We start from the raw sequence: 20,987 nt of genomic DNA on the forward strand, positions 1-20,987 counted from the left end.
CAATGAAATCTCCTAAGAACACAAACCTACTGAATAAGCTCCCAAAGTTGATGGGCAAATACAAGTGGGCGTTTATACCTGCTGTTGCAGTAGTAGGGGCGGTAGTCGCCTATTTGCTTGGCAACAAAAAAACCAAAACGGCCATAAAAAAAGCCTCATTGCCGATGGCAGAAAACCTGTCGTCGCAAAGTAATATTACTATTGCGGGCATAAATCAGGGAACGGGGCTTGTAAATAACGACACCAATAACAACCCAAGCGGTGAGAATCAGTTTGGCGTGCTGGATATGCACGAACTTCGATTGTCGGTAAACGATTTCGTGGTCAGTGATTTGTCTCCTAATACGAGCAATGCCTACGGCAAAAATTACCATAGTTTTTACCTGATTATGGACGATGACAGTAGTGTTCGCTCTACATTCCAAAACGTAGATTTGTCGTCGTACGAAGGGCAAACACTGATGATACGCAAGTTTGTCGTGGATTCAAATTTTGCCCCCAATTTCCCCACTTTCGTAGCCAATTATTGGCGAATAGGGCGAAACAATAGTGACAATTACCTATTACATCATTCGCAGGCATTTCTTCAATTATAACACAATACGACCATGAAATTTCTCAAACTTTTGATACCGTGGATGATGTTGATTCCATTGGTAAGTTTTAGCCAAAAAACGGTTCATAAAACGGTCACACAGGTAGTTACGGTCGAAGTTGACTCTACCGTAGCCACTAAGCAATGGGTCATTGATTACATCAAAAGCCTGAATGCTCCCCAAGCAGCTCCTTTGAATGAAGCTCCACAAGTGAGTAAGGAAACTCCACAAAACTCTCGACCTGTGCTCAACTTTCCAGCTTCGGTACTCGATATGCACGAGTTGCGCTTGTCGGTCGATGGGTTCATCGTGAGCGATTTGGCACCTAATACCGCCGAAGCATATGGTAAGCGTTACCATAGCTTTTATCTGATTATGGACGAAGACGAAACGGTACGTTCTACTTTTCAGAATGTGGATTTGTCGGCGTACGAAGGGCAAGTAATTATGATACGCAAATTCATGGTTGATGTAAGTTTTGCGCCCGATTATGCCACTTTCGTAGCCAATTATTGGCGAATTGGTCAATACAACAGTGATAACTATCTACTACATCATTCACAGGCATTTATAAAATTTTAAACAATGAAAACCGTGGGCTTATTAAATATTCCGAACTGGTTCAAACCTGCCATGTATGGCAATTTTGACCAAGCTAGTGATAGCTCTTACACAGGCAAGCTCATAGGGCTTTGCCAACTCCCCGCGTCGCTCTCTTGGGAAGAGATTAAAGCCAAGGGAGTGACGCACCTTTACAATCGACCGGGGGCAAATGTTTCAGAAATCTATGAGACATTCAAGTATTACAACCCTGTCACTTCTGCCCAAGCTGCTTACAATGCAGGGAAAGGCATTGTACAAAACGGGCAGTTTAACGCCCAGTCTATTTTTACCGAGGAATTGAGCGAAGACGGCACTTTAGACTTCAATAACTACTGGAATCTTGCTCCACATTGGTACAAAGGAATGACCGACCAAATGGGCAATGGTGGCGTAAAAAATCGCATCTATGGTAGTTATACGGGTGGTCAGCACGATGTATCTATTCAGCAGTTTCATACTGATTTTGGTGGAACAATCAATCCTTTGTTTTATGCTTTCCGCGATGGCCTTGATGATCAATCAAATGCCCGAAAACTCTACAATCTGAATAATGGGGAATTAAACACTTTTCCATTTTTCAACAATGTGGACGGAATCGTGATGTCAGACATCATTGGCTTGTTGACCAATACTTACTCGGGATGGCTTTCGGGTGATAATGCGGCTGCATTTTGCTACTCCAAGTTCTACGAAATCCAAAAGAAATTTGCAGCGGGCATTCGTAATACCATCATTTTTACGTGGACTGGTAGTGAATCGGCCAATGCTCATATTGAGTCCCCACAGGCGGGAAGCGGGTGGCGAGTGATGCGCGATGATGTGCAGAATGGAGCCTATTGGCGAGCCATTGCCCACCATAATAATAACCCGATGATTGCCCTTTGGAACGCTGTTTTGGGAGTATTTCTTACCGATGGGATTGTCTATTGGGATTCCCGTAGAGAGAGCTTTGTAAAAACGCCCCAAAACCTTGAAGCACCTGGCTACTTCCCTCAGTATTGGGTTTCGTCATCAGCTCCTGAGCCTGCCCGCCAAAATCCGCCAAAAATGAGTTCCTTCCCTTGGTGGCAACAAGATTATTCCATCATTGCGAATCAATGGTTTGCCCATTGTAAGACTGTTTTGGACGCAGGCGGCGAGTATCGGTATTTTGGCTATACCAGTTCTGTGAATGGTGTGGTAAACGTAAACACCGACAAAACCAACGATACAAGGCTCTTTACGGAGTCGGCAAAACCTTACGGCCAAAACACGGTTTTACACCTTGCCAATGGAAAAAAGGGCATTTGCTTTGGTGCGTATATTGGTAATAGTTTCTTTGCCGTCTATTTTAACCCTTGGCTTCCTGCCAATCAGTCGGAAACCATCAGTGTCAATGTAAATGGTGTAAGCCGAAACATTGGTACCATCAAAGGCAAAACCGTGGCAGTTTATCGCTCATAGTCTCAAAATCCTCGTGGTTGTGTCGGATTAGGTATAGGTGTGTCGTATTAGGTACGCCTATATCTAATCTACGCCTATCTTTTCAACTTTAATTTTGGTAGCAAATGAAAAAGAAAACAAAAGCGCCTCCGAAGGAGCAAAAAAAAGACCGTAAGCCCATTTGGTGGTGGTGGATAGCTGGTTTATTAGGCTTACTTCTAGTGTTATGGAAGTGGATTTTTCCAACAAAAACGACCACTAAAACTGTAACAGCATCGGTTACACCTGTTAGTACTGCATCGTTGAGTAGTGGCGGCGGTGGTGGTGGTACTACTACTACTACGATTGTCGGTGGTGAGTTTTCCAACAACGAATTTGATGAAAGCTTCGCAATTGGCGAAGAAACAATCACTTAAAAAAAACTAAAATGAAAGCAAAATTTTTGATTTTTTGTTTGATGTTTATCGGATATACGTCTTATTCACAACAAACAAAATCGCAAACTGAAGCTCAAATTGACACGCTGTTGCCTACAAATAATACACGGCAAATCACAGCACTAAAAATTCGTCAGGCGCTCAAATCAGTAGTCAATTATGCTTCTCCTTCCAACCTTGTAGCTGGAAGCATCTTGCTTTCCAAAATTGCTCAAAGTGGAGCAATCACTAATCAAGTGCCACGATGGAATGGTTCATCTTGGGTGCCTCAAAGTATTGATAGCGATTCAGTGTCATTATCAAGACTTTCGCAAGGAAATGCAAGTCTTAATCAAGTCCTAAAATGGGATGGCTCATCATGGATTGCCGCCAACGATTTAGTAGGTACTAGCAGTGGTGGTGGTGCAACATGGGGAACTATTCCTGGCACATTAAGTGACCAAACTGATTTACAGTTGGCCTTCAATGCAAAGCTAAATTCTGCTGATACGACGAACTTACTTAGGAAAACGACGGCGGCATCTTTATATCAGCCCAAAGGCAATTACTTGACTACTTCGGTTGCGGCATCGACGTATCAACCCATCGGCAGTTACCTAACAGGCATCACGTCGGGCCAAGTAACTACGGCACTTGGTTTTACGCCTTACAATGCCACGAATCCAAGCGGTTTTATCACTTCATCGGCTATAACGGGGAAGTTGAACATAGCTGATACGACGGATTTACTTAGGAAAACGACGGCAGCATCGTTGTATCAGCCCAAGGGTAGTTACTTGACTACTTCGGTCGCGGCATCGACGTACCAACCCATTGGTAGTTATTTGACAGGCATCACGTCGGGTCAAGTAACTACGGCACTTGGTTTTACGCCTTACAATGCTACGAATCCAAGCGGTTTTATCACTTCATCGGCTATAACGGGGAAGTTGAACATAGCTGATACGACGGATTTACTTAGGAAAACGACGGCAGCATCGTTGTATCAGCCGAAGGGTAATTATTTGACAGGCATCACGTCGGGTCAAGTAACTACGGCACTTGGTTTTACGCCTTACAATGCCACGAATCCAAGCGGTTTTATCACTTCATCGGCTATAACGGGGAAGTTGAACATAGCTGATACGACGGATTTACTTAGGAAAACGACGGCAGCATCGTTGTATCAGCCGAAGGGTAGTTACTTGACTACTTCGGTCGCGGCATCGACGTACCAACCCATTGGTAGTTATTTGACAGGCATCACGTCGGGCCAAGTAACTACGGCACTTGGTTTTACGCCTTACAATGCCACCAACCCAAGCGGTTTTATCACGGCATCAGCTATAACGGGGAAGTTGAACATAGCTGATACGACGGATTTACTTAGGAAAACAACGGCAGCATCGTTGTATCAGCCGAAGGGTAGTTACTTGACTACTTCGGTCGCGGCATCGACGTATCAACCCATTGGTAGTTATTTGACAGGCATCACGTCAGGCCAAGTAACTACGGCACTTGGTTTTACGCCTTACAATGCCACGAATCCAAGCGGTTTTATCACGGCATCGGCGTTGTCACCCTATCTTACTTCGGCTACGGCTGCAAGCACGTATCAACCCATTGGTTCTTACCAAAATTCTCTACAATACCGTGACGAAGGCATCAATGTTGGTACAGCAGGCGGTATCAGTACCGTCAATTTCACGGGTGCTGGAGTTGTGGCTTCGGTTTCGGGCAGTGCTTTAACGGCAGACGTTAAGGATTTTGAGAGCCTTGTAATAGCGGCAAGTGACGAGACTACTTCAATTGGGGCAGGAATGGCAAAAGTCACTTTTCGTATGCCTTACGCAATGACCGTTACCAACGTAAGGATTTCAGTAAATACAGCTCAAGTTTCTGGAGCTTTACTTACGGTAGTAATTAAGGAGAACGGTACTAGCATTTTGAGCACTAATTTGACGCTTGATAATACAGAAAAAAGCAGTACAACAGCGGCAACACCTGCGGTAATAAGCGACTCCATTCTTGGCGATGATTCGGAAATTACCATAGATGTTTCTCAGATTGGTGATGGTACAGCAAAAGGTTTAAAGGTGATTTTCAACGGCTATCGAAATTAAGATGAAAAAGAAACTAATTCTTATTCTTTTGCTTGTATTGAGTATTGCTTCGCAAGCTCAAATACTAGGAAATCCATTTGTTTTTAAACCCAAATTGCTGGTTGACAGCCTTACTGCCACTCCAGTAATTGCTATCTCGTTCAACCGAATCAAGTCTGACTATACGGGTTATCTTGTCAGAATAAGAGCTGCAACATCAAATGCAGAAATGGATGTTGAAGCAGATGGGAACGGTTGGGTAAGTCTAAAAAGCCCAGGCAAAGTAACTGCATCGGGAAGTAGCGGTTATGCAGTTGGAACGTACTTGAGTGTAGCTACCCTTGTTAGCTCTCAAGATGCCTATTTGGTTGGTTTTTATAATCAAATGGACGGCTCGCTTGTTGCATACAATTTTACGGCTTCTACTCAGCCAAAAGTTATGACTGGTGGTGTCTTTGAGACAATGGGGGGGAAGCCCGTGGCAAGGTTTAATTCTGCCAATAGTAATTTTCTAACAATCAATTATATCGGGTCAGCTACTTCGTTGACAGGGATTTGCACCTACAAAGCATTTGCAGTACCACCTTCAAGCTCCAATGGCCCTGTTCTAGGAGATTTCGGGACTGATGGAAATGCTGACTCTTGGACTTGGACGGATGGCGTTTTTTACGATGGTTTTGGTCGAAGTAATAGGTTTGTGTGCACGTCAAATTCTGGCATCAATGTGCCTAATATTACAGTGATTGAGTCGTCATCAACCGCCTACACCCTTCGCGTTAATTCGATTCAAAAATACACCACAACGACGGGTACAGTGCAAGTATATTCAGGCCCTCATTACTTGGCACGAACCTCTAAATCAGGCTCGACTTACTATTGGAATGGCTGGATTGGGGAAGTAATAATCGTCAAATCGACAATAAACATTCCACTCGTTGAAGCAAATGTAAAGCGTAGATGGGAGCTTTAGAATTAGTGTTTTTTTTATTAGTAATCCATAAAAGTAGTCAAAATGAAAACTAAAATCCATTTATTGCTCATTGTGTGCTTTCTATTTGCTCAGTCAAGTATAGCACAAATCACAAAATTGCAAGCAAAAACAAGTATTGATAGCTTGTTACCAACCAATACTTCTAAGAGTATTACGGCAGCTCGTATTCGTGAGGCTTTCCTTAGAGCGCTTAACTTTGCAGATATTTCAAATCTACAAAATGGAGCTATCTCACTGAGTAAAATAGGGCAATCGGGCGCTACGGCTAATCAAGTGCCGACATGGAATGGTATGTCGTGGGTTCCATCAACAATTCCCGCAGGTGGTTCGGTAACTGGAATGGCTACTGTTGTAAATGTAGCGGCTTTGCGCACACGAGTTGGAACTTCAGGGGAAATGATACAAACTTCGGGCTATTACACTGCTAATGATGGCGGTGGAGCATTCTACATTTGGAACAATACCAATACAGAAACGGATAATTCAGGGTCAGTTATTCAAGTAGCTGGACAATTAACAGGAAGATGGATGCTTCTTCATTATGGCTATGTCGATGCTCGACAGTTTGGTGTTAAAAATGACATGATTACTGATAATTATGTGCAATTGCAGAGAGCGATTGACTTTGTAAAGTCACAAGGGAAAGTCTTACAATTGCCCAACAAAGTCATCTCATTTTCGCAAAAACTTCAAATAGGCACTATCTCTCCATCAAGTCTTCCGTATGGGGAGTCAAGTTTTACAATTAGAGGAGTTGGCCCAGCCTTAAACCCGGGCGCAACAGCTCCCGAATACACAAATGGAACTAGCCTTAACTATACTGGTGGTGCATCTTCTACTGATGCTATCATCCAAGTTAATGAAGGGGCATCCCGATTTGTTAAGTTTGAGGACTTTACGATTACAAGCACAACCGTCGGGGCTGCAACGTATTCTATGCTGTACCCTCACTCGGCAGTATCTCAGCACACGTTTAAACGAGTACATTTTGTACATTCTACTAGAGCCATTGGCCTTTTAGAAGGAGCTGGAAGTAATGGCGAGTTTTTCACATTTGAGAAATGTGTATTTGAGGGGCTTTCTGCGGCGATTTACGTTAGACAGGGTCAAGGCTTTGATTGGGATTTCTACGACTGTCAAATGAAGGTAGAAGATGGAGGAGCTTTGATTGATGTTGGTAGTTCTGCACTAGGGTATTCAATGAATTTTTACGGGCTAAAGACCTCAAATACTTGGACTGCTGGTACTGGTAATGGGATTACACTCGTAAAAAACTCTGGAACAAGTGGAAATTTCAATTTTTACGGTGGTCGCTTAGAAGCGATAAGCACCGTAATGACTTATACTTTAGGCTCATTTAATATGAACTCTATTGTCAATTTCTCAGGTGTTCACTTTGATGGAATGGGAAGCGATGCAACACGTAAGTTTATTTACTCAAACACAGGTACGAATAGTGCCTACTACAAAGTTTTATTTACGAATTGTAAATTTTCAAATACGTACATTAACTCAAGCCTAAATATAGAGCTTGGCAATAACGATGCTTCGTCATTTATATTTGAGTCTTGCGACTTTGAGGGATGGAAGGCAAAGAAAATCGTGACAAATAGCAGTGAATATGCCTCTGTAACTCTTAAAAATTGCAGGGAAAAAGACCCAATTACTGGAATATGGCTTGATTTTAATAAAGAATTAAAGTACAGACTGGATGGTTTGTCTAGTCGAAAAATAGATGGTGAACATATTGAACAGGCTTCGGGTATTGCTGAAAATCTTTTGTTGCAAAGTAATTTTGGGGTCAACTCTGGATCTGCACTTGCACCTTGGGAGCATATTGGTCAGCCTACGTTTTATGAAGTAAGGAAAATTGGTTACGGAGGGGTTAACTTTGTAAGTCCCCATTCAATACAAGCTATTTTTAGAGCTGCTTCTGGAGTAGCTCAAAACGTTACGGCAGCTCCTTTTACTTCTTCGGCTCAAACTTACTACTACCAAGCGGTCGTCAGTACTGAATTTCAGACAGGGCGACAAATAACATTTTCGCTCGAAAATTCATCTACAGGAAAAGTGTATGATGCTATTACAATCACTGGAAACAGCAACTATGCTTATCCATTAAAAACAGCAATCACGCTAAAGGCTACGGATTCCAATGTGGGGGGTAACTTACGTGTAAAGATTTACAATTCTGCCTCTGACCTTGGGGTTGTAAATATATATTCTCAACTGGTAAGTAAATATGCAGATGCTGTCTTTGTGCAAACTTCGACAGGCCCTGTGACTGGTTATACGGTTTGGTCACAGTCAAGCGATATGTTAAGGGTTTCAGGACGCTTTAAGATTCCTGCAAAAACGGATGAAACAGGAATGGGGGCTTCTACTATTACTGACTTAGATAGTGACGGCAGTGCTGATATTTACGTGTCAACAACTGGAGGGTATTTAACTTACCGCGCTGCTGGAAAATGGAATCAAGCCCTTAATACAGACGTCGGTACGGCAGCCCCAACGACAGGCTCGTGGCCGCGTGGCTGGATTCGCTATAATTCAACCCCCGTGGAAGCTGGTACAGCAGGTGCAAAGTATGTCATCGAAGGTTGGCAATGTATTACTGCGGGAAGCCCAGGTACGTGGGTACAGAAACGTTATTTGACAGGAAACTAATTCTAAAACAGCAATGAAAAATCAATTGATCCTTATGCTAGGAATGGCGCTCGCTTGTGCCATTCCTAGCCATGCCCAAAGTACGCAGTCCGAAGCGCAAGCGGCGGTTGACTCGCTTTTGCCATCCAATACTTCTAAAACCATAACAGCCGCCCGATTGCGGCAAGCGTTCACCAAAACGCTTAACTATGCCAGAATCATCCAAAATGCCTTGGGTGGCAAGGCAAATCTAACGCATGGCCATGCCCCAAGTGAGCTTACACAATCGGGAGCAACCACAGGGCAGGTCATCAAGTGGAACGGTAGCACCTGGGCACCGTCGGCAGATGTCAGTGCTGGAACTCCTACATGGGGAGGAATATCGGGAACACTAAGCAATCAGGCTGATTTAAACAATCGCTTTGCCTCCAAGCTCGACACTGGAGCATTTGTAACGCCTGAGATGTTTGGAGCGGTTGGAAACGGCGTAACAAACGATAGGGTAGCACTTCAAAATATGTTTAATGCCTACAAAAAAGGCAAAATAGTGTTTTTGAGAGGCAAGAACTACTTTATCGGCACGGGAACGCTTACGGTGAAAGGTTCTGGAAATGAACAAAACGCCCTAGTGATTGAAGGTTATGGCGCAAAAATCACTTCTACCAACAGTGCAACAACCGCGACTATTCTATTTGACGACTGCATGAGAATGTCAGTCAAGGGCCTTGAAATAGATGGTACTTGCGATTTCGACGGCTGGTACTTTGGTAACATGGAAGAGTGCTACTTGAAGCGGCTACGATTTGGTAACCAAAACTTGGATACGATTGACGAAACTTATTGGAGCGTATGGCGCCGATGCAAAATCGAAAATGGAATTTACATACATACGGGAACGGCAGGGGATAGGACAGAGTTTAATGCAAACAGTTTTTACGACTGTAATATTTGGCGTGATACGTATGCTTTCCATATTTATGGCAATCAAACAGCTCAAAATTGTAATTTCTATAGTTGTGATATTTCTTATCAAACAGTGGGTAGGATGGAAATAGAACAAAATCTGCTTGATTCTCAATTCAATTTCTATTCGTGCTATTTTGATGACGATTTTAATATCCCCGTCAATACTAAAAATATTGTCGTAAATACCTACGGCTTTGGAAACAACCCCAATTCGGGGAATATTGGTAGTCACGCCACGTTGAATACAGGCTCACAAAATGATGTAAGTAGTTCTTACGGAGGTAGAACAGGGTCACGCGCACCAATGTCTTTCTACAATTTGATTATTAATGGCGATTTGAAGTCGGGGAAATCGAACGTAAACGCCGATTGGACGAGTGTATCACCGATAATGGGAGCAGGTTTATTCAGGAATTACTTGCGATTTAACGATAATACAGCCACAATCAAAAGCGCAGAATGGAAGGCTATTAAGGCCCCATTTACGGGTTATTATGCGGTAACGGTAATAGGTCGTAACGTAGGAGGCACCAACGTAGTTTTCTCGAATGTGGTGAACAACGTGGATGTGTATTATAACCCCGTGTCGGTCAACGACGCCACCGATTTTGTGGTATCAACGGGCAAGGTTTTTCTGCAAGCAGGGGACGAATACAAGTTTAGACTTTATACGCAAGCCAGCGCCAACAACGTGGTGGACATTGCATACGTTGGCCTGACTTTTGGCCGAACAGGTGGACTTACGGCTGTTTCGCATCCAGAAGCAGGGTCAATTAAAATAACTGAAAGCTATTACGAAGGCGCTACGGCGGGGACGCTTTTCACGCTGCCAATCGCAGTCAATGAGCGTATTTCGGCCAAATGCACCTGTTATGGGGCTGACCCTACGTACCCTGATGGGGCTACCTTCAATGAAGCGGTGATTGTAGCAAGTAGAAGTGACACCCAATACACGTATTCAATCACGCCTCAAACTACTGTGAAAACAGGAGCTATCTCAGCCGCGCCCTCATTTAGCTTGACCGAAAGCGGCGGCGTAATTTCGGTAATAGCTACTCCTGCCGATGGTAACATCCGACTGACGTGCGAGTTAAAAGGGACTTTTAGACAGTAGTGTCTAACCAATCAAATTTCCATTAATAGCCAATTTTATGAAATTCACTGACCGCGTTTTACGCAACCCTCTAACTTCTTTGATTGGCGTGGCCTTCGCAATTGCGGGGGTCATGCTCCTAAAATGGTCTGACGACCTTTCGGAAGCATCGCGCGTATTTTTGGCCATTATTTGCTTTGTCATTGCGATGACGGGGCTAGGGTGGCGCGATAATTCCCTATTGAGAGTGCTTCAATTTTTTAAGAACAAAACCCCTGTATTTGTCGTGTCGAGTATCGCCTTTTTAGGCGTGTCCAGCTGCGTGTCTAATCGGCATATCCTTGAAGAACTTCGTGCTTTTAGGGCACAACAGGAAGCTATTACTAACAATTATAACATCCAAATTGATGAAATCAACAAGAAATTCATTGACGAAAAAGTTCAGTCTATGGCTGACGATGATTTGCTTAATTACGTTGAGCAGCTTGCCAACCCTAAGCCAGTCCAAAGCCCAACAAAGCGCAAAAATTAGCATTGAGCGCACTACTTTGGAAGCGTTGGCGGCCAAAGTACAAAAGGCGGATATCTACGAACGCCAAAACACCAACTTGCTCAAGCAGAGCGTAGAACTGAAAGAGGAAATCGTGAGCCTAAAGGTAGAGAACAAAAGGCAGAGCGAGGAACTGCTGAAGCACCAAAAAAAATGGCGGTACGCGATCATAGCGATTGTCGTTCTGGTCTTTTTGGTGATTGTCTTGCTCAGAAAGTAACACACAAAAAAACGCCCCATCACAGGGCGTTTTTTTGTATGCTTGAGTATCGCCATAAAAGTCGGTAGCTCTTATTTATCTTTGACCATTTTAAGGTTTATCGTTGAGTAGTCATTCCCGATACGTCTGTTTAAAGAAATCGAAAGATTTTCCCCCGAAAAGCTACCTTGGCCTTTATAGTTTACAATTACAGGGTTGGAGCCAGTCACGAAATAATTAGCATCTTCTTCAATTGTGATGTTCTTCGTATCGGTGGCTTTGACATTTTCAAGTGTCCAGTTTGAATAGGCTGTTTCTACGGTTTTGCGGGTTGGATTCCAATATTGTAAGTCTATCGCAAACACCATTTTCAACGTTTTTTTGTCTTTTTGGCTGATATTGGTTGTAATGGTCACATCAAGCCATTTTTTTGCGTTAGGGTCATACTCGGAAGCAATTTGAGTATAATTCCCTGTCATATTGGCCGTCAAGTCAGGCTCTGGTTCTTTGAGGAATGAGCAGCCGACAGTAGCCAAGCAAAAGAATACAAATGCAAGTGTTTTTTTTAGGTTCGTTTTGTGTTTGTAAAAAAATAACTTATCCGAAAAGGTTGTCAACCAAATCGTCATTCTCGCTTTGAGTACCTTCGTTAAAATAAGTCTGCGTAATGCTTATAGAACTGTGGTCAAGTGCAGCTGATATAACAGTTACGTTGCCGCCAGTTTTTATTCTAGCGTACTCAGCAAAGCTATGCCTTGCCGTATGGGTTGTTAGTTTTGTGGTATCTATCAAAGGTGCTATTTCTTTCAGCTCATTATTAATTACAGAAGTAGCTGCTTCAATTTTTTTACGCCAAACATCATCGTCGAACTTCTTCTGTTGGTACTGTTTTAAAAATGGGAAAATATATTCGCTATTTTTCAAAAATGGCTTTCTATATTTTTCGACAATGGCAAGGGCTTGAGTTGACATCTTCTTTGATCTTGCTTTTTGTGTTTTGGATGCAGTGTATTCAAGTCGCCCATTGACAATATTAGACCAACAAAGTTGCAGTACATCCGTCACTCTCATGCCTTGCATAAAAAATGAAAAAAGGAAGAAATTGCGAGCATGGTCTTTATTTGTACCCTCTTTTAAGTCTAATTTTTCAAGTCGATGAATTTGGTTTATGGTAAGCCTTGTTCGTATAGTTTTAGTCTTCTTAGCTGTATATTTTGACCAGGGCGATATTTTATCAGGCTCATAAACCTCTGATTTTATTGCATCATTGTAGATTGCTTTGAGGATTTTGAGGTTATTGTGTATCGTATTGATAGAATTTCCAAGCTTTTTTAGGTGCCGTTCGTATTCTTTAATCCAGTCGTAGGTTATTTCTTCAAAAAGCAAATCGTTGCCCTTCAAAAAGACTTCAAGTTTGTTAATGATGGCAATCGCAGTTCGTTTGGTGCTTGGATTGTCTATTTTATCTGACCGTAGTTTTGCGTACTCTACGAAACTATCACCAATAATCTCCTTCTTTAGCTGTTTTTTTAGGGTGGAAGCACTTACTTTTTTCCCACCTACCTGACTCTTCAAGTAGGTCTTTTCAACTTCAAGGATTTTGGCTTTGGTTGCAGCATTAATTAAGAGGTGTTGTGGATGGGTCTTTCTTACCTCTTTCTTCTCTTCGTTCCAGTGTCGTTTTTCGATAGAGTGTCCTATGGATACTCTATACATTTTTCGAGCTTGTGTGATTCGTAGTTGAATATTCTGGGTGCCATCTTTTTTGACACGGTTATCAAGCTCAACATGAAAAGATATTTTGCTCATTTTCTGAAACATTTACTGAAACAAAACACAAATATGAGCAAATGTAGCAAAATAAAAAACCGCTCATACGTACGTACAAGCGGCTTTGTGTTGGTTTTGACTTGGTTAGTCTTGTCTTTTGTGATCCCGCTGGGACTCGAACCCAGGACCCATACATTAAAAGTGTATTGCTCTACCAACTGAGCTACGGAATCCTACTTTTTCATTACTGCTTTCAACTTTTTTCGTTTCGTTGTCTGCGTTGTTCTGAAATCGTGGTGCAAAAGTACGTGGTTTGACAATACGACGCAAGTGTTGATGTGAAAATATTTTTAAAATATTTTTTAAATGGCAGACAGTGAGTGAGTTAAAGTTGAAAATATTTTTAACTTTTTTTTGCGACTCCGATTTCCAGTTAGATTTTTGGTACGAAATGCTTATAAATTCGTAGTATTGAAAGTTAATCAATCATCACTCATTTATTTCCACTTCCATAATGAAACTATTTCGTTTTGGCGCATTTGAACAAGAGCAACCGGGAGTTATTTTGTCGGATGGCCGTAAAGTAAACGTAGCAGCGTTTGGCGAAGATTTTAACGAGGCATTTTTTGCCACTGATGGCCTTGCTCGCTTGGCTGATTGGCTCACCATTCACGCAGATACTTGCCCTGAGGTTTCGGAGGATGTTCGCCTTGGTTCGGCCATCGCGCGCCCTTCAAAAATTGTTTGCATCGGCTTGAACTATGCCAAACACGCGGCAGAGTCGGGGATGGATGTGCCAAAAGAACCCGTTATTTTCTTTAAATCAACTTCCGCTTTGTGCGGCCCGAACGATAACGTCATTATCCCGCGTAATTCTGTCAAAACCGACTGGGAAGTAGAGTTGGCTTTCGTGATTGGTAAAAAAGCCAGCTACGTGGATGAAGCCAATGCCATGGACTATGTAGCGGGTTATATCTTACACAACGACTACTCGGAGCGTGAGTTTCAACTCGAACGCAGTGGTCAATGGGTAAAAGGTAAAAGCAACGATACTTTTGCCCCGCTTGGGCCTTTCATGGCAACCAAAGATGAAATCGCTGACCCTCATACACTTCGCCTTTGGTTGAAAGTAAATGAGGAGATGTTGCAAGACTCAAATACCGATGACATGGTGTTTAAAATCCCAACGTTGGTAAGCTATCTAAGCCAATTTATGACCTTGCTTCCTGGCGATGTTATCTCAACAGGAACGCCGTTTGGGGTAGGGTTGGGCTTTAAGCCGCCAAGATACCTCAAAGCGGGCGATGTGGTCGAACTAGGCATCGAGGGACTTGGAACGCAACGCCAAGTGGCAGAAGCGTATCAGTAAGCCGAGTAAAAAACGCAGCATTTTATTTTTTCATTTTGTGCGGCTTGATGGTCTCCATTAAGCCGCACGCTTTTTCATTGATTTCAACCTATCTATCCAAACTTCAGACCATGTATCGGTTTTTGTGCTTACTGCTTTGTTGCACTTCTCTTCTTACGTTTGCCCAAAAGAAAAACGAAAAATTTCAATACCACATTTTTGAAGCCAAAGGGGCTATTAAAATCGACGGCCTAGAAAATGATGCCGCTTGGCAGCAGACAGAGCTGGCGAAAGATTTTCACATGGTGACTCCCATGGACACAAGCCTAGCGCGCAACAAAACTGAAATGCGCCTCTGCTACGACCAACATAATTTATACATCATTGCGGTTTGCTACAAGGCGGTAAAAGGCTCTTTTGTGGTTGAATCGTTAAAACGGGACTTTAATTTTGGGCTCAACGATAACTTTTTTGTGGTGCTCGATACGTTTGAAGACCTCACCAATGGCTATTCGTTTGGGGCAAGTGCCGCAGGGGCGATTTGGGACGGACAAGAGGCTGATGGAACGATGATAAACCTTAACTGGGACAATAAATGGCATTGTGTAACGCGCAACTATGAAGATCGCTACGTGTGGGAAGCGGCTATTCCGTTTAAAACCATTCGCTATCGCCCCGATAATTTACGCTGGGGTATTAACGGCAGTCGTTTGGACTTGGCGACCAACGAAAAATCGGCTTGGGCGCCCGTTCCGCGTCAGTTTCAGTCGGCCAATTTAGGGTATGCTGGGGTATTGGTGTGGGATAAGCCATTGCCACCTGCTGGAAAAAATATTTCTTTGATTCCTTACGCCTTGACGAGTATTTCTAAAAATCAACTCGCCAAAACGCCCGCTGATATTAAACCAAACATCGGGGGTGATGCTAAAATTGCCCTCAATTCGTCACTCAACTTAGACTTGACGGTGAATCCTGACTTCTCTCAAGTGGAGGTGGATGTACAACAAACAAACCTCGACCGTTTTGAGTTGTTTTTTCCCGAACGTCGTCAGTTTTTTCTCGAAAATGCGGATTTGTTCGCCAACTTTGGTTTTGCCACGTTGCGGCCTTTCTTTTCCCGTCGGATTGGACTTGGCGTGCCGTTGTTATTTGGAGCACGTTTGAGTGGGAAATTGGATAAAAATTGGCGAATTGGTGTGTTGGACACGCAAACCAAAGAGGACGGGGCAACACCCGCCCAAAACTTCGCGGTGGTGGCCTTGCAAAGAAAGGTGTTTGCTCGCTCGAACGTAGGCTTGTTGATGGTGAATAAACAGTCGTTAAACCTCGATGAAAGTGTTCATAAAGGCGCATCGGCGTTTAATCGAAACGTAGGAGCGGAGTTTAACTTAGCCTCTGCCAATAACATCTGGACGGGGAAAGCCACCGTTTTGAAGTCATTCAGTCCAAATGTTTCGGGCAATGACGTAGCTATTGCAAGCATTTTGAACTACAACAAAGCCAATTTCTTTTGGCAATGGCGCCAGGAATATGTGGGAGAAAATTACAATGCTGAAGTAGGTTACGTCCCTAATGCTGCCCGCCGTGGGTACCAAATGATGGCACCAAACGTGGGGTATTTGTTTTTTGTAAACTCCCCGCTACTAATCAGCCACGGGCCTTTATTACAGTCAACGTTGTTTTGGAACAAATCAGGCCGTTTGACAGATAACGAGACGTTTATGGCCTATAATTTCAATTTTCGTAACCGTGCAATAGGAATGGCGTGGGTTGCTACGAATTATGTGCAACTTCTGGCGCCTTTTGACCCAACCAACACTGGCCGTGAAAAATTGGCCGCAGGGACTAAACATTATTGGAATTCTTTTGGAACAGAGTTTACGTCAAGCCCTCGAAACCGATTTACGTATTCGTTTGCAACGCGCTATGGTGGCTTTTATGCCGACGGAACGCGCCTCAATTTAAGAACCACGCTGGGCTATCGTTTTCAGCCGTACGTCGCTACCAAGTTTTCGGTGGATTACAACATCATCAAAGTACCTTATTTGCAAAAACCTGTGGAGTTGTTGTTGTTAGGGCCACGGGTGGATGTGACATTCCGCAACAATCTTTTCTGGACGACTTTTGTGCAATACAACAATCAAGCAGATAATGTCAACCTAAACACGCGTTTGCAGTGGCGTTATCAGCCTGCGTCTGATTTGTTTATCGTTTATACCGATAATTATTTGCCCGAAAATCTCATGGTTAAAAATCGAGCCTTGGTGCTCAAGCTGACGTATTGGTGGAATATCTAATGGTTGTGTATTTTTGCAAAAAAATACGTAAATGAGCATAAAAGTTGTAGCGTTTGACGCGGATGATACATTGTGGGTAAATGAGCCTTTTTTTTACGAAACAGAAAGAAAACTCTGTGCCTTACTGGAGGATTATTTACCCCACCATACAGTTTCTCAAGAGTTGTATCGAATGCAAATTCAGAACCTTCCGTTGTATGGGTACGGGGTGAAGAGCTTCATTCTGAGTATGATAGAGATGGCCATGTCGGTGTCGGAGAAAACCATTAGTTTAGACGTCGTTGAAAAAATCATTGGGCTTGGCAAAGAAATGCTCGAAAAACCGATTGAACTTCTGGACGACGTTGAGCATGTTCTACATTCGCTTTCGGGGCGGTATCGGCTGGTGGTGGCCACCAAAGGCGATTTGCTAGACCAAGAACGAAAATTGAAGAAATCGGGCTTGGAACATTATTTTCACCACATCGAAATCATGAGTGAAAAGCGTGAGATTGATTACCGCAAGCTCATCAAACACCTCGACATAGAACCCGAAGAATTTGTCATGATTGGTAATTCGCTCAAATCTGACGTATTGCCAGTTTTGACCATGGGAGGACACGGTTTTCACGTTCCGTTTCATACGACTTGGGCTTTTGAACAAATCGACCATCGCATCGAACATGCTAATTTCAAGGAGTTTACTTCATTGAAGGAAGTGCTGGCGCATTTGTAATGTAAAAGCAATGGCTAAAAGATACTGGTCGGTTATAAGTTGTCTATTTCTACTGCAATGCTGGTCAATGAATGGTTGGGGACAAAATATTTCTCAAACCATTAAAGGTCAGGTTATTGATGCAGAATCTAGGCAGCCTTTGGTGGGAGCGAGTGTGGTGGTAGCCTCAGTTCAGCCGTTGTTGGGGGCGCAAACGGATGTCAATGGTTTTTTCAGAATTACGGGCGTCACCGTGGGGCGTCATACGCTAAAAGTATCTTTTTTGGGGTACGAAAATGGCCTCATTCAAGAGCTAGTTGTGGGGGCTGGAAAGGAGATTGACCTCACGATTCGGCTGACGGAGTCGCTTCAGCAATTGGAAACGGTTACGGTCAAAGCATCACCGCAAAACGGAACTGCGCTGAACGAAATGGCTACAGTTTCGGCACGGTCGTTTTCGGTGGAGCAGGTCAAACGATACGCGGCAGCCATCAATGACCCCGCGCGTATGGCGCTTACTTACGCAGGAGTGGCCAACAATAATGAACAAAGCAATGCGCTCATTATCAGAGGGAATAGCCCAAAAGGTGTATTGTGGCGGATGGAAGGTGTGGAAATTCCGAACCCAAATCATTTTGCCGAAGAAGGGGCAACGGGAGGAGGAATTAGTGCTTTGAGTGTCAATATGTTGAGCAACTCCGACTTTTTTACGGGGGCATTTCCAGCCGAATACGGGAATGCTACTTCGGGGGTTTTTGATTTAAAACTACGCAAAGGAAACCACGAAAAACGCGAATATTCGGTGCAGGTAGGGGTACTTGGAGCGGATATTGCCGCCGAAGGCCCTTTTAAGCCGTCGGGGAAATCTTCTTATTTGGTGAATTACCGCTATTCGACCCTCGAAATGATCAAGCGGGCGGGTATTGAAATCATTGGAGATGCAGCGCCAGATTTTCAAGACGGGGCGTTTAAATTCTTTTTCCCGACTTCTAAAAACAGTACTTTGTCGTTGTGGGGAATGGGAGGGTTGAGCCGACAAATTCGCCGCCGTACCACCCAAAACGATGCGTTTCATTCTGACCGTGCGGTAGTTGGGTTGAACTACACGCACTTTTTATCTAACCAATCGTACCTAGATGCAACGCTGAGTTGGGCGGCTAATCGGCAAACGTACGATGCGACTCGTTTGCAACAAATTTACGTTCGAAAGGAAGATTTTACGAACCAAGCCTACCGCCTTTCGTTGCAATGGAATCATAAAATCAACGCGCAGCATTCACTTCGCACGGGGTTGATTGTAAGTGATTTGAGGTTCGTTTTGCTCAATCAGACTATTGATGGGCCACGCCTTAGTACGACGGTCAACCAGCGCGGTGAAACCTCACTTGTACAGGCGTACGGTCAATGGAAATTTCGTGCTTCACCTACTTTTACGCTGACTTCAGGGCTTCACGCGACTCGGCTGGGAGTCAATGGCCAAACTTCTGTTGAACCTCGGGCGGGATTTCGTTGGAATGTTTTGCCCCGCCATGCCTTGACGGCTGGGTTGGGCGTACACAGCCGAATCGAAGCGCTATCGACTTATTTTGCGGAAGTTAAAAGCACCAATGGGGCAACTTCCCAAGCCAATAAAAACTTGGATTTGATGAAATCAGCGCATTTTGTGTTGGGGTATGAATTTCGTCCGCGTGAAGATTGGCGCTGGCAAGTCGAAACGTATTACCAGCGTCATTTTGACGTTGCCATTGGAACTGCCTACGCCAAAACCATTTTTTTACAAACGGAATCCATGCTCAATTTGATGGATGGCTACCTCACCGATTCGTTGGTAAGCACAGGCACAGGGCGGAATTATGGCATTGACTTCACACTAGAGAAGTTTTTGACAAATGGCTTTTACTTTATTCTCACCTCGTCGGTGTACCAAGCCAAATACACTGCCCGCGATGGCATTGAACGCAATAGCCGTTTTAATGGCAATTTTGTGCAGAATATTCTTTTGGGTAAAGAATGGAAAATGGGAAAAATGAAAACCAATACGTTGGCCGTCAACATCCGAAGCCTGTGGGCGGGCGGTAACCGTTACGTTCCGATTGATTTAGCACAATCCCAAAAACGTAACACGACTGTCAGGGTCTATGAGCGCTCTTACGAGGAGAAACTGCCCAATTATTTTCGATTCGATACCCGTATTAGCTTTACCAAAAACCGCCGAAAAACCACGTCAACACTCTCACTGGACGTTCAAAATGTCTTCAATCGGCTCAATTTATACCAACCTTTCTACGATACTGCCACCAAAAGCTTGCAATTTGATACCCAATTGGGTCTAGTGCCGATTCTGAATTGGCGAATTGAATTTTAGGGGCTTTTTCTGGTCATCCTTTGGCGCGTGCAGGTCGGGTTGTGAGCAACCTTTGGCACGGGCAAGTCGGGTTGTGAGCAACCCTTGGTACGGGAAAGTCGGGTTGTGAGCAACCCTTGGTACGGGAAAAAGCGGGTTGTGAGCAACCCGCTGCACGAGAAAGCAACCTGCTGCACGGGGTGAAAAAATATTTTTTGGGCAAAAAATTGGAAGTAAATATTTTTATAAACAATTTTGTCGAGAAAAAGAAAGGGTAAATGCCAAAAATCGACCACGATACCAAAGACCGTATTTTAGCTGCTGCTGAAAAAGTATTTCACGCCAACGGATTTAAAGGGGCGCGAACCTCGCTCATTGCGGAAGAAGCGGGTATCAGTCGGACGATGATGCACTACTATTTCAATTCCAAAGAAGAACTATTTCAGGAAGTGCTCAAGCGGTCGGTTGGGGTGGTACTCGAACATGCCCAAGGAGTTTTGAACCAGCCCCGCAACCTGAAAGAAATGGTGAACGGTTTGATTGATTTGTTGTGCGATGTTTGTGCGTTAAAGCCTGGCTTGCCGACTTTCGTGGTCAATATTTTTAATGAATCGCCCGAAATTGCGTATTTCATGGCGATGGGGCAGTCGGATGAACTTCCAAAAGTGCTGGATCGGTTGCTGGAGGAGGCAAAACAGCAAGGAACGGTACAGTCGGACATCACGGGCGAACACCTAATGCTCCATATATATGGCTTATGTTCAATGGCTTACTTGGCGCATAATTACATCAAAGCCAAAGAAAAACGCAGCGACGAAGCAATGACTGCTTTTTTGGAGGAGCGTAGGGTACAAATCAAAAGCTTTGTGTGGCACGCCCTTGGTAATCAGGGGATGTAAGCACTTGTGAAGGGTGTTGAATTGAAAAAGGCGTTTCGCCTTATTTTTTGT

General features: G+C 43.7%; 17 protein-coding genes and 1 tRNA gene. 15 read left to right on the forward strand and 3 right to left on the reverse strand.

Annotation, left to right across the window (positions count from 1 at the left end):
- Positions 1 to 2: 2 nt before the first annotated feature.
- The 10 genes from FHS57_RS25250 (at position 3) to FHS57_RS25295 (ending at position 11,605) form a co-directional block, all read left to right on the forward strand.
- Positions 3 to 596 carry a hypothetical protein gene (locus FHS57_RS25250; RefSeq protein WP_183978603.1) on the forward strand — a complete coding sequence of 198 codons (594 nt, stop codon included), beginning with the start codon at positions 3 to 5 and terminating at the stop codon, positions 594 to 596.
- 12 nt (positions 597 to 608) lie between these two features.
- A complete protein-coding gene (locus FHS57_RS25255) occupies positions 609 to 1,178 on the forward strand; it encodes a hypothetical protein (RefSeq protein WP_183978605.1) in 570 nt (189 codons plus the stop codon).
- Positions 1,179 to 1,181: 3 nt separating this feature from the next.
- A complete protein-coding gene (locus FHS57_RS25260; protein WP_183978607.1) occupies positions 1,182 to 2,642 on the forward strand; it encodes a hypothetical protein in 1,461 nt (486 codons plus the stop codon).
- 104 nt (positions 2,643 to 2,746) lie between these two features.
- A complete protein-coding gene (locus FHS57_RS25265; protein ID WP_183978609.1) occupies positions 2,747 to 3,037 on the forward strand; it encodes a hypothetical protein in 291 nt (96 codons plus the stop codon).
- 11 nt (positions 3,038 to 3,048) lie between these two features.
- Entirely contained in the window at positions 3,049 to 5,160 is a 2,112-nt protein-coding gene (locus tag FHS57_RS25270) for a hypothetical protein (RefSeq protein WP_183978611.1), read from the forward strand.
- A gap of 1 nt (position 5,161) precedes the next feature.
- Positions 5,162 to 6,109: a hypothetical protein gene (locus tag FHS57_RS25275; RefSeq protein WP_183978612.1), complete on the forward strand. Its 948-nt coding sequence runs from the start codon at positions 5,162 to 5,164 to the stop codon at positions 6,107 to 6,109.
- Between the two features lie 42 nt (positions 6,110 to 6,151).
- Positions 6,152 to 8,797, forward strand: coding sequence for a putative phage tail protein (locus FHS57_RS25280; protein WP_183978613.1), 2,646 nt, complete (start codon positions 6,152 to 6,154; stop codon positions 8,795 to 8,797).
- Between the two features lie 13 nt (positions 8,798 to 8,810).
- Positions 8,811 to 10,856 carry a hypothetical protein gene (locus tag FHS57_RS25285; protein WP_183978614.1) on the forward strand — a complete coding sequence of 682 codons (2,046 nt, stop codon included), beginning with the start codon at positions 8,811 to 8,813 and terminating at the stop codon, positions 10,854 to 10,856.
- Positions 10,857 to 10,893: 37 nt separating this feature from the next.
- Positions 10,894 to 11,367 carry a hypothetical protein gene (locus tag FHS57_RS25290; RefSeq protein ID WP_183978615.1) on the forward strand — a complete coding sequence of 158 codons (474 nt, stop codon included), beginning with the start codon at positions 10,894 to 10,896 and terminating at the stop codon, positions 11,365 to 11,367.
- A gap of 16 nt (positions 11,368 to 11,383) precedes the next feature.
- Positions 11,384 to 11,605: a hypothetical protein gene (locus FHS57_RS25295; RefSeq protein ID WP_221225731.1), complete on the forward strand. Its 222-nt coding sequence runs from the start codon at positions 11,384 to 11,386 to the stop codon at positions 11,603 to 11,605.
- A 71-nt stretch (positions 11,606 to 11,676) separates the two neighbouring features.
- Here the strand turns inward: FHS57_RS25295 and FHS57_RS25300 are convergent, their stop codons facing one another.
- The 3 genes from FHS57_RS25300 to FHS57_RS25310 form a co-directional block, all read right to left on the reverse strand.
- On the reverse strand, positions 11,677 to 12,213 hold the full coding sequence (locus tag FHS57_RS25300; protein WP_183978617.1) for a hypothetical protein: 537 nt from the start codon (positions 12,211 to 12,213) through the stop codon (positions 11,677 to 11,679).
- Positions 12,182 to 13,393, reverse strand: a complete 1,212-nt coding sequence (locus tag FHS57_RS25305) for a site-specific integrase (RefSeq protein ID WP_183978618.1) — start codon at positions 13,391 to 13,393, stop codon at positions 12,182 to 12,184. The genes FHS57_RS25300 and FHS57_RS25305 overlap by 32 nt, the downstream gene beginning before the upstream one ends.
- 121 nt (positions 13,394 to 13,514) lie before the next feature.
- Positions 13,515 to 13,587: transfer RNA gene (locus FHS57_RS25310), tRNA-Lys, on the reverse strand.
- 281 nt (positions 13,588 to 13,868) lie between these two features.
- Between FHS57_RS25310 and FHS57_RS25315 the strand changes: the two genes are divergently transcribed.
- From FHS57_RS25315 to FHS57_RS25335, 5 genes are all read left to right on the forward strand, one after another.
- Entirely contained in the window at positions 13,869 to 14,723 is an 855-nt protein-coding gene (locus FHS57_RS25315; protein WP_183978619.1) for a fumarylacetoacetate hydrolase family protein, read from the forward strand.
- A 110-nt stretch (positions 14,724 to 14,833) separates the two neighbouring features.
- The gene (locus FHS57_RS25320) at positions 14,834 to 16,999 is read left to right on the forward strand and encodes a DUF5916 domain-containing protein (protein WP_183978621.1); all 2,166 of its coding nucleotides are present in this window, start codon (positions 14,834 to 14,836) and stop codon (positions 16,997 to 16,999) included.
- A gap of 31 nt (positions 17,000 to 17,030) precedes the next feature.
- Positions 17,031 to 17,714: an HAD family hydrolase gene (locus tag FHS57_RS25325; RefSeq protein ID WP_183978623.1), complete on the forward strand. Its 684-nt coding sequence runs from the start codon at positions 17,031 to 17,033 to the stop codon at positions 17,712 to 17,714.
- 10 nt (positions 17,715 to 17,724) lie between these two features.
- Positions 17,725 to 20,058: a TonB-dependent receptor gene (locus FHS57_RS25330; RefSeq protein WP_229601450.1), complete on the forward strand. Its 2,334-nt coding sequence runs from the start codon at positions 17,725 to 17,727 to the stop codon at positions 20,056 to 20,058.
- Positions 20,059 to 20,315: 257 nt separating this feature from the next.
- On the forward strand, positions 20,316 to 20,936 hold the full coding sequence (locus FHS57_RS25335; RefSeq protein WP_183978624.1) for a TetR/AcrR family transcriptional regulator: 621 nt from the start codon (positions 20,316 to 20,318) through the stop codon (positions 20,934 to 20,936).
- Positions 20,937 to 20,987 lie beyond the last annotated feature (51 nt).

The organism is Runella defluvii (genome assembly GCF_014195535.1).
GTDB classification, from domain to species: Bacteria; Bacteroidota; Bacteroidia; order Cytophagales; family Spirosomataceae; genus Runella; species Runella defluvii.

Excerpts from the sequence above, each read along its gene's own strand:
- FHS57_RS25250 (WP_183978603.1), top strand. The coding sequence starts at position 3 with ATGAAATCTCCTAAGAACACAAACCTACTGAATAAGCTCCCAAAGTTG.
- FHS57_RS25255 (WP_183978605.1), top strand. The coding sequence starts at position 609 with ATGAAATTTCTCAAACTTTTGATACCGTGGATGATGTTGATTCCATTG.
- FHS57_RS25260 (WP_183978607.1), top strand. The coding sequence starts at position 1,182 with ATGAAAACCGTGGGCTTATTAAATATTCCGAACTGGTTCAAACCTGCC.
- FHS57_RS25265 (WP_183978609.1), top strand. The coding sequence starts at position 2,747 with ATGAAAAAGAAAACAAAAGCGCCTCCGAAGGAGCAAAAAAAAGACCGT.
- FHS57_RS25270 (WP_183978611.1), top strand. The coding sequence starts at position 3,049 with ATGAAAGCAAAATTTTTGATTTTTTGTTTGATGTTTATCGGATATACG.
- FHS57_RS25275 (WP_183978612.1), top strand. The coding sequence starts at position 5,162 with ATGAAAAAGAAACTAATTCTTATTCTTTTGCTTGTATTGAGTATTGCT.
- FHS57_RS25280 (WP_183978613.1), top strand. The coding sequence starts at position 6,152 with ATGAAAACTAAAATCCATTTATTGCTCATTGTGTGCTTTCTATTTGCT.
- FHS57_RS25285 (WP_183978614.1), top strand. The coding sequence starts at position 8,811 with ATGAAAAATCAATTGATCCTTATGCTAGGAATGGCGCTCGCTTGTGCC.
- FHS57_RS25290 (WP_183978615.1), top strand. The coding sequence starts at position 10,894 with ATGAAATTCACTGACCGCGTTTTACGCAACCCTCTAACTTCTTTGATT.
- FHS57_RS25300 (WP_183978617.1), bottom strand. The coding sequence starts at position 12,213 with ATGACGATTTGGTTGACAACCTTTTCGGATAAGTTATTTTTTTACAAA.
- FHS57_RS25305 (WP_183978618.1), bottom strand. The coding sequence starts at position 13,393 with ATGAGCAAAATATCTTTTCATGTTGAGCTTGATAACCGTGTCAAAAAA.
- FHS57_RS25315 (WP_183978619.1), top strand. The coding sequence starts at position 13,869 with ATGAAACTATTTCGTTTTGGCGCATTTGAACAAGAGCAACCGGGAGTT.
- FHS57_RS25320 (WP_183978621.1), top strand. The coding sequence starts at position 14,834 with ATGTATCGGTTTTTGTGCTTACTGCTTTGTTGCACTTCTCTTCTTACG.
- FHS57_RS25325 (WP_183978623.1), top strand. The coding sequence starts at position 17,031 with ATGAGCATAAAAGTTGTAGCGTTTGACGCGGATGATACATTGTGGGTA.
- FHS57_RS25330 (WP_229601450.1), top strand. The coding sequence starts at position 17,725 with ATGGCTAAAAGATACTGGTCGGTTATAAGTTGTCTATTTCTACTGCAA.
- FHS57_RS25335 (WP_183978624.1), top strand. The coding sequence starts at position 20,316 with ATGCCAAAAATCGACCACGATACCAAAGACCGTATTTTAGCTGCTGCT.